At 38.9% G+C, this 7,858-nt stretch carries 12 protein-coding genes and 1 pseudogene; 8 read left to right on the top strand and 5 right to left on the bottom strand.

Annotated elements, in window-relative coordinates; all coding sequences use genetic code 11:
• Positions 1–353 (top strand): IS3 family transposase (locus tag A9500_RS01190; protein ID WP_218836887.1); only part of this gene is annotated, 353 nt, incomplete at its 5' end.
• A gap of 134 nt (positions 354–487) precedes the next feature.
• Here A9500_RS01190 and rplI read toward each other — a convergent pair.
• The 5 genes from rplI to infA form a co-directional block, all read right to left on the bottom strand.
• On the bottom strand, positions 488–937 hold the full coding sequence (gene rplI / locus A9500_RS01185; protein WP_014064775.1) for a 50S ribosomal protein L9: 450 nt from the start codon (positions 935–937) through the stop codon (positions 488–490).
• Positions 938–951: 14 nt separating this feature from the next.
• Positions 952–1,182, bottom strand: coding sequence for a 30S ribosomal protein S18 (rpsR, locus tag A9500_RS01180; RefSeq protein WP_005696867.1), 231 nt, complete (start codon positions 1,180–1,182; stop codon positions 952–954).
• Positions 1,183–1,193: 11 nt separating this feature from the next.
• A complete protein-coding gene (gene priB, locus A9500_RS01175; RefSeq protein ID WP_005627623.1) occupies positions 1,194–1,520 on the bottom strand; it encodes a primosomal replication protein N in 327 nt (108 codons plus the stop codon).
• A complete protein-coding gene (gene rpsF, locus A9500_RS01170; protein ID WP_005627620.1) occupies positions 1,507–1,884 on the bottom strand; it encodes a 30S ribosomal protein S6 in 378 nt (125 codons plus the stop codon). The genes priB and rpsF overlap by 14 nt, the downstream gene beginning before the upstream one ends.
• Positions 1,885–2,073: 189 nt before the next feature.
• On the bottom strand, positions 2,074–2,292 hold the full coding sequence (gene infA, locus A9500_RS01165) for a translation initiation factor IF-1 (protein WP_005627617.1): 219 nt from the start codon (positions 2,290–2,292) through the stop codon (positions 2,074–2,076).
• 231 nt (positions 2,293–2,523) lie between these two features.
• Between infA and A9500_RS01160 the strand changes: the two genes are divergently transcribed.
• The 7 genes and pseudogenes from A9500_RS01160 to A9500_RS10790 form a co-directional block, all read left to right on the top strand.
• On the top strand, positions 2,524–3,597 hold the full coding sequence (locus tag A9500_RS01160) for a glycosyltransferase family 4 protein (RefSeq protein WP_065243593.1): 1,074 nt from the start codon (positions 2,524–2,526) through the stop codon (positions 3,595–3,597).
• An 83-nt stretch (positions 3,598–3,680) separates the two neighbouring features.
• Positions 3,681–4,544, top strand: a complete 864-nt coding sequence (gene rsmA, locus A9500_RS01155) for a 16S rRNA (adenine(1518)-N(6)/adenine(1519)-N(6))-dimethyltransferase RsmA (protein ID WP_065243592.1) — start codon at positions 3,681–3,683, stop codon at positions 4,542–4,544.
• 15 nt (positions 4,545–4,559) lie between these two features.
• Positions 4,560–5,387 carry a bis(5'-nucleosyl)-tetraphosphatase (symmetrical) ApaH gene (gene apaH / locus A9500_RS01150; protein WP_065243591.1) on the top strand — a complete coding sequence of 276 codons (828 nt, stop codon included), beginning with the start codon at positions 4,560–4,562 and terminating at the stop codon, positions 5,385–5,387.
• A 9-nt stretch (positions 5,388–5,396) separates the two neighbouring features.
• Positions 5,397–6,020, top strand: a complete 624-nt coding sequence (locus tag A9500_RS01145; protein ID WP_065243590.1) for a glucose-6-phosphate 1-dehydrogenase family protein — start codon at positions 5,397–5,399, stop codon at positions 6,018–6,020.
• A 99-nt stretch (positions 6,021–6,119) separates the two neighbouring features.
• Complete coding sequence (locus A9500_RS01140) at positions 6,120–7,454, top strand: NAD(P)/FAD-dependent oxidoreductase (RefSeq protein ID WP_065243589.1); 1,335 nt, start codon at positions 6,120–6,122, stop codon at positions 7,452–7,454.
• Between the two features lie 77 nt (positions 7,455–7,531).
• Positions 7,532–7,657 carry a helix-turn-helix domain-containing protein gene (locus A9500_RS10625; RefSeq protein WP_143421575.1) on the top strand — a complete coding sequence of 42 codons (126 nt, stop codon included), beginning with the start codon at positions 7,532–7,534 and terminating at the stop codon, positions 7,655–7,657.
• A pseudogene (locus A9500_RS10790) lies at positions 7,658–7,858 on the top strand (IS3 family transposase); the annotation flags it as partial.

The following is a 7,858-nucleotide window of genomic DNA, read 5'->3' as shown; positions in this document are numbered from 1 at the left end:
AGGTGGAGAAGATGTTAAAGCTGGCGGTTAAACGATTAGATAAAACAAGTGGTAGCATTTTACATTCAGACCAAGGCTGGCAATATCAGATGGCGGCTTATCGTCAAATTCTTGCTGAGCACGGCATCATACAAAGTATGTCAAGGAAAGGAAACTGTTTGGATAATGCCGCGATGGAGAGTTTCTTTGGACGATTAAAAACGGAATGCTTTTATAGTCGGGAATTTAATACGCGAGAGGAGATAGTTAATGCGGTAAGGGATTATTTGGATTACTATAATCATCGACGGATTCAACTAAAATTAAAAGGACTGAGTCCGATACAATATCGTCGTCAGTCCTCATGTGAATAGTCCAGATTTTTGGGGTCAGATCAAATTTAGCCGCACTTTTTTATTCTCAAAGAATCACTAAAATATTTTCTTAATCCAGAAAAACAAAAAACCCGACATTACGTCGGGTTTTCTTTTATCAAAAACTTTGATAATTATTCTGCAACAACGATAACATCTAATGTTGCAAATACTTCGCCGTGAAGTTGGAAACGAACATCGTGGTCACCAAGAGTACGGATTGGACCGTTTGGTAAACGAACTTCGCTTTTCGCAATTTCAACGCCTGCTGCAGTTACTGCTTCTGCTACATCACGAGTAGTGATTGCGCCGAATAAACGACCTTCATCACCTGCTTTAGATGCGATAGTTACAGAACCTAATGCAGTCACTTGTGCTGCGCGAGCTTGAGCTGCTGCTAAACTTGCTGCTGCCGCTGCTTCTAACTCTGCACGACGTGCTTCAAAGTGTTCAATGTTAGCTTTAGTTGCCATAACTGCTTTACCTTGTGGGATTAAGAAGTTACGAGCGAAACCAGATTTAACATTAACTTGATCACCTACGTTACCTAGGTGAACGATTTTATCTAAAAGAATTACTTGCATTTCCTAACTCCTTCTTAATTGTGATGAGAATCAGAGTAAGGTAATAACGCTAAATAACGAGCGCGTTTGATTGCGCGTGCTAATTGGCGTTGGTACTTCGCACGAGTACCGGTAATGCGGCTTGGTACAATTTTGCCGCTTTCAGAAATGTAGTTCTTTAATGTAGCGATATCTTTGTAATCGATTTCAACAACATTTTCCGCTGTGAAACGGCAGAACTTACGACGACGGAAATAACGTGCCATTTGGCTGTCTCCTAATCTATAAATTCGATTTGCTCGGCATGCAATACTAACTGCGTTAAACCATTTGAGGTTTTATGTGAAGTAATAAACCCCACCACAAGAAGTTTACTGCCGACCGTAATGCTTTGAGTTTTTTCTATTAACTGATTGCCACTGACTTGAACTGGCATCTTTAACCACGCTTGGCGTGATAAACCGCTTTCGACTTGTTCGGAACGATGTTCCAGCCAAAATTGGCAATGCGCAATCCCGTTAGGGCTTTTGCTTCGCTTGGGTAATTGACACACAGTGCCGATTAACGAGAAGCGATTATCAAGTTTTGAATTACTCTTCAGCATCCTCAAAATCGTTGTTTTCAACTTCAGCTAAAGGTTTACGTTCTTCTTTAGCCGCTTTCATTGGGGACGCTTCGGTTACGGCGTGCTTAGTATGGATAACAAGACTGCGTAATACAGCATCGTTATAACGGAAAGTCGTTTCTAGCTCGTCGATGACTTGTTGAGGCGCTTCTACATTCATAAGCACATAGTGTGCTTTGTGTAATTTGTTAATTGGGTACGCTAATTGACGACGACCCCAATCTTCTAGGCGATGAACTTGACCACCAGCTTCTTTAACAGAACCTGTGTAACGTTCGATCATACCTGGTACTTGCTCGCTTTGGTCCGGATGAACCATAAACACGATTTCGTAGTGACGCATTACTGCTCCTTACGGGTTAATCAGCCTTTGACGTAGATTAGCCACCAATCTGCAAAGGCAAGGAACGAAAAAATGAACGTGGCTAAGGGCGCCGATTATACAGATTTTTTTCCAGACTTCAAATAATTTGTACGCTTTTCAAACAAAAAAAGCCGATATCAACATATCGGCTTTCCTTTTATTTCTAAATTAACGGCTACGGAAAATGATACGACCTTTGCTTAAGTCATAAGGCGTCATTTCTACAGTTACTTTATCGCCCGTTAAAATACGAATATAGTTTTTACGCATTTTGCCAGAAATATGTGCAGTCACCACGTGACCATTTTCTAACTCAACGCGGAACATGGTATTTGGTAAGGTTTCCAAAATTGTGCCTTGCATTTCAATGCAATCTTCTTTTGCCATTTTATCCTCTAAAATTATGATTTTTTTGACCGCACTTTTTGCGGGTTATAAATGAAAAACGGGCGGATTATAGCCGTTTTTGGCGTTAGACGAAAGATTAAAATAAAATTGAACAGAAAAAAATCACTTTTTTCACCAATTTGTACGTTGTATCAAGACTTAGGAATGATTTACAAAAGAAAAACTCCCCCTATAATGGGTACATAGTAATCTCTTCGATGGTATAAAGAAATGAATAAAACATTACTAAGTAATAATAATCACCCAAATATTTCATTAACCTGTCAAAAATTTCAATATGGCGGAGGTATGGAACGATATCTTATTGATATTGTTAATGGATTATCTCAGGCAAACATTACACCTAAAATTTACTCTGCCAAGTTTGATACTGCATTACCTGAATATAATTTAATTAATCCAGTTAAGGTTAATCTTTCTTTTGTTCCTAAAAAATGGAGAACCTCATTTCTTTCCTATTTTTCAAATAAATATAAAGAAACATCAGAAGTCTCACTTACCACCTCTTATACCCTATCTGATGTGGTTATTTGTGGTGGAAATCATAAAGGATATCTACAAGCATCAAAGAAAAAGCCAAGCATATCAGATCGATTTAAAATCATGGGTGAACAAAAATCCTTAAATCAATCCAAATATGTCATCGCTCATTCTGCATTGATGAAAAAAGAACTCATTGAGTTATATCATATCCCAGAAAACAAAATTGATGTGATTTATCCTCCTATTAATACAGATAAATTCACACAAATCAATGAAGAAGAAAGAGTGAAGCTCAGAGAAAAGTTAGGTTTCAAAAAAGATGAAATCATTTACCTATTTCCTTCTACTGGGCATACGCGAAAAGGTTTTAATATTTTAAAAAAATATTTTGAAAAAACTCAGTTACCGATTCGCTTAGTGGTAGCAGGAACGCCTGTAGAAGAAAATCCTAAAATCTCTTCGCTTGGTTTTTGCAAAAATATGCCTGAATTATATCAAGCTGCAGATTTCACCATTATGGCATCTCAATATGAGCCATTTGGGCTTGTTGGACTAGAATCCATATTATCTGGTACGCCAGTTATTTTTTCTGAAAACATGGGGTGTCTAGAAGTATTACAAAATGCATTTGGCTATACATTTTCTAGAGAAAACATGAATACATTGGATGATGCAATTCAAAAATCAGTAAAACAAGCATCTGAACATCAACATCGCATTCTCAATCCAATGGACTGTATTCGTTATAATCCAAGTTTGAGTCATCATATTAAAGCAATACTGGAAGTCATCGCTAAATGATATTGCCCATGACAGTTACACTAAAATTTACAAAAGAAATACAGGCTCTATAATAACTGCACTTTTCTTATTAAATAGTACTTATGAATTCAAAAAAACACTTAGGCCATACGGCGCGTAAACGCTTTGGTCAAAACTTTTTACATGATACTTCTGTGATTCAAGGTATCGTGGCGGCGATTTACCCACAACCCAATCAATTCTTAGTGGAAATTGGTCCGGGACTTGGCGCATTAACAGAACCGGTTGGTGAACTTGTCGATCATCTGACTGTGGTAGAGCTTGACCGAGACCTTGCAGAACGTTTACGTCATCATCCATTTTTACATCAAAAGCTCACCGTTATTGAAACGGATGCGATGCAATTTGATTTTGGTGAGCTTTATACAAAAGAGAATTTAGCAGAAAAAGGGCAAAAATTACGTGTATTTGGTAACTTGCCTTACAACATTTCCACTCCATTGATGTTCCACTTATTTAAGTATCATGATGTGATTCAAGATATGCACTTCATGCTACAAAAAGAAGTGGTGAAACGCTTATGCGCAGGGCCAAATAGCAAAGCTTACGGTCGTTTAACCATTATGGCGCAATATTTCTGCCAAGTGATGCCTGTGCTTGAAGTACCACCTTCTGCATTTAAACCTGCACCGAAAGTAGATTCAGCGGTTGTGCGTTTAATTCCGCATAAAGAATTGCCACATCCAGTAAAAGATTTATATTGGCTGAACCGTGTTTGCTCCCAAGCGTTCAATCAACGCCGTAAAACGCTGCGCAATGCACTCTCAACGTTATTTTCACCTGAAAATCTGACCGCACTTAGTATTGATTTAAATGCACGTGCAGAAAATTTGGCTATCGCAGATTATGCGCGCTTAGCGAACTGGTTGGCAGATAATCCTCCAGCTGATATTAATAAAGATGAAATCTTAGATTCAGAAGAGTAAAAAGAGCGGTCAAAAATGGCAACCTATTTCGTCGGTGATTTGCAAGGCTGTTATGATGAATTACAGCTTTTATTAGAACGTGTGAGCTTCAATCCTACGCAAGATAAACTTTATCTCGTGGGGGATCTTGTGGCGCGTGGGGATAAATCACTTGAATGTCTTCGTTTCGTAAAATCACTCGGTAATGCCGCGCAAACCGTACTAGGTAATCACGATTTACACTTAATTGCGACCGCACTGGGTATTAAAAAAGTGAAACCTCGTGATCATGTCGATGCTATTTTTAATGCACCCGATTTTGATGAGCTGATTCATTGGTTACGCCACCAACCATTACTTGTGCATAATGAAGAATTAAACTTCCTGATGGCGCATGCTGGTATTTCGCCCGATTGGGATTTGGAAACTGCGAAATCTTGTGCGGCTGAAGTTGAACAGATTTTACAGCACGGCGATTTTCATTATCTCATTGAAAATATGTATTCTGAACAGCCTGATCGCTGGTCACCAGATTTGCAGGGCTTAGCGCGTCATCGTTACATTATTAATGCTTTCACTAGAATGCGTTTTTGCTATTTGGACCATCGCTTTGATTTTGCTTGTAAATCCCCTTTAAAAGATGCACCAGCGGAGCTCACGCCTTGGTTTAATTTAGATAATCCACTTTATAAACAAATTCCCATTGTCTTTGGGCATTGGGCAAGTTTAGTCGATGAGCCAACTCCAAAAGGTATCTATGCCTTGGATACCGGTTGTGTATGGAATAATCGAATGACTATGTTGCGCTGGGAAGACAAACAGTTTTTCACACAAAGTGCAGTCAAAAATTACAGTGATTTTTAAGGAAACGCTATGCTCTCGCTTACGGCTGAATCTTGTGAACTGTTCAATATTCCTTTCTATCAATTCGCTCAAATGAAGAAATTCTGTCCGGAAGATATTCCGGCGATTAAAACGGATTACAAATTACATTGGGATAACTGGAAAGCGATTATTCAAGAAGTGGCAAAGCAACTTGGCATGCCTTTTGCGAAACCGCATATTGAAAGTTGGACCAATGGCTGGCAGGTTCGAGCACATTTCTTCGCTTATTTTAAATACGAGTTTAATCAAAATTCTGCAGCAATCTTTTCTGTGCTATTAAATCGTCGCCGACTAAGAGTGTGTTTAGATTGGCATTGCTATCGTGCAGATCGCTCACAAATTAATGTGCAACAATATAATCAGTGGCTTGATCAATTTGATTTCAAACAATTTTCTGATTTTGATATTTGGCGAGAAGATGAAAGCGAATATGATGATTTTCGCCAAGTGAAGGACATTTCTGAAAAAGATCTTCTCTTGCGTTCAGATGAGGATTTTTGGTGCATTGGGAAAAGCATTGAAAAAGCTGAACTTCATAAAATCGATCCCGTTTCATTTATCACAAAAACCATTCAACAGTTACAACCGCTTTACGATCGCTGCCATCAATAAAGTGCGGTCATTTCCATTAAATTTTTTCGTCTTTTTATTTGTTATGCTATCATTACATTAGTTTAACATTTTTAACAATTTTGCTTTTAGGAGTACTTTATGAAAAACGTCGTGATCGTTGGCGGTGGCGCCGGCGGTATAGAGTTAGCGACATTTTTAGGCGACAAATTAGGTCGCAAAAAACAGGCTAAAGTGACGCTTGTGGATCGCAATGCGACCCACTTGTGGAAACCCTTATTACATGAAATTGCAACGGGCGTGATGGATGATGGCACGGATTCTCTGAGCTATCGTGCACACGGGAAAAACCACCATTTTAGCTTTGAACAAGGTTCGATCACGCGCATCAATCGTGAACAGAAATATGTCGAACTTGCCCCCGTTTATGGGCAAGAAGGCGATATGCTCGTGGTTGCACGTCGTATTCCTTATGATTACTTAGTGATTGCGATCGGTAGTAAATCGAATAATTTCAATACAAAAGGCGTGGCTGATAACTGTATTTTCTTAGACAGCTCTGATCAAGCACTTCGCTTCCAACAAAGAATGTTGGAATTATTCCTTAAATTCTCTGAAAACCGTGTATTAGATGATATTGGTGAAGAAGAATTTAAACAAAAATTAGTGGATGAAAGCAAAGTCAACATTGCGATTGTTGGCGGTGGTGCTACTGGTGTGGAATTAACCGCAGAGCTTTATCATGCGACTGAAGACTTATCTTCTTACGGTTACGGCAAAATCGATAATTCTTGCTTACAAGTCACTTTAGTTGAAGCGGGTCCTCGATTACTGCCTGCTCTACCCGAAAATTTATCTGCAGCGGTATTAGATGAATTGCAAGAAATGGGTGCAAACGTGAAATTAAATACGATGATCACGGAAGCCCAACCAAATACTCTTATCACCAAAGATGGCGAAGAAATCAAAGCTGATCTTATTGTGTGGGCGGCGGGTGTTCGCACCTCAACGGTGACACAGCAATTCGATGGATTAGAGCTTAACCGTATCAATCAATTAGTGGTAAAAGATACCCTTCAAACTACGGTGGATGACAGTATTTTTGCCATTGGTGACTGTGCGGCATTAATGCAACCAAACGGTAAACTAGTCCCACCAAGAGCGCAAGCGGCACACCAAATGGCAAAAGCTTGTGCAAAAAATATCTTTGCACTTTTTGAGCAAAAACCATTAAAAGCATTCAAATACAACGATAAAGGAACCTTGGTTTCTCTTTCAAGTTTTACCGCATTGGGGAGCATTTCAAATAAATTTGGGAAAAACCCACTAACTGTTCAAGGTAAATTTGCACAGTTTGCGTATGTGTCTTTATATCGCATGCACCAACATGCTTTGCATGGATGTATTAAGATTGGCTTGATTATTTTAGTGGATAAACTTAACCACTATTTAAAACCAAGATTGAAATTACATTAATACAAAAAGTGCGGTCAAATTGATCTGCACCCCAAAAGTTGGACTAAACAACCAACAATTGAGGTGCAGATTTTTTTATGGGTAAACACTACACAACAGAATTTAAATTACAGGTTCTTCAACCTATCCTAAAAGGGAAAATGAGCATTCGAGAGGCCGCTCGTTTTTACAATATCCCCTCTGACACATTAGTTGGAACCTAGTTGAAACGCTTTGAAAAAAGTGGCATAAAAGGACTTATTCCTTATAAACCATCAGGACGACCGCCAATGAAACCTAAATATGCCAGAATGCCTCCTCCACCTAAAACAGAAGAAGACCGCTTACGTCTGAGAATTTTACAGCTTGAAGCGGAGGTCGCTTACCTAAAGGAGTTGAGAAAGCTCAGACTTCAGGAGGAAGCC

Source organism: Haemophilus sp. CCUG 60358, from assembly GCF_001679485.1.
Classification (GTDB): domain Bacteria; phylum Pseudomonadota; class Gammaproteobacteria; order Enterobacterales; family Pasteurellaceae; genus Haemophilus_D.
Note: the sequence above shows the minus strand (reverse complement) of the source record. Positions and strands in the feature narration are given on the sequence as shown.

Excerpts from the sequence above, each read along its gene's own strand:
- rplI (WP_014064775.1), bottom strand. The coding sequence starts at position 937 with ATGCAAGTAATTCTTTTAGATAAAATCGTTCACCTAGGTAACGTAGGT.
- rpsR (WP_005696867.1), bottom strand. The coding sequence starts at position 1,182 with ATGGCACGTTATTTCCGTCGTCGTAAGTTCTGCCGTTTCACAGCGGAA.
- priB (WP_005627623.1), bottom strand. The coding sequence starts at position 1,520 with ATGCTGAAGAGTAATTCAAAACTTGATAATCGCTTCTCGTTAATCGGC.
- rpsF (WP_005627620.1), bottom strand. The coding sequence starts at position 1,884 with ATGCGTCACTACGAAATCGTGTTTATGGTTCATCCGGACCAAAGCGAG.
- infA (WP_005627617.1), bottom strand. The coding sequence starts at position 2,292 with ATGGCAAAAGAAGATTGCATTGAAATGCAAGGCACAATTTTGGAAACC.
- A9500_RS01160 (WP_065243593.1), top strand. The coding sequence starts at position 2,524 with ATGAATAAAACATTACTAAGTAATAATAATCACCCAAATATTTCATTA.
- rsmA (WP_065243592.1), top strand. The coding sequence starts at position 3,681 with ATGAATTCAAAAAAACACTTAGGCCATACGGCGCGTAAACGCTTTGGT.
- apaH (WP_065243591.1), top strand. The coding sequence starts at position 4,560 with ATGGCAACCTATTTCGTCGGTGATTTGCAAGGCTGTTATGATGAATTA.
- A9500_RS01145 (WP_065243590.1), top strand. The coding sequence starts at position 5,397 with ATGCTCTCGCTTACGGCTGAATCTTGTGAACTGTTCAATATTCCTTTC.
- A9500_RS01140 (WP_065243589.1), top strand. The coding sequence starts at position 6,120 with ATGAAAAACGTCGTGATCGTTGGCGGTGGCGCCGGCGGTATAGAGTTA.
- A9500_RS10625 (WP_143421575.1), top strand. The coding sequence starts at position 7,532 with ATGGGTAAACACTACACAACAGAATTTAAATTACAGGTTCTTCAACCT.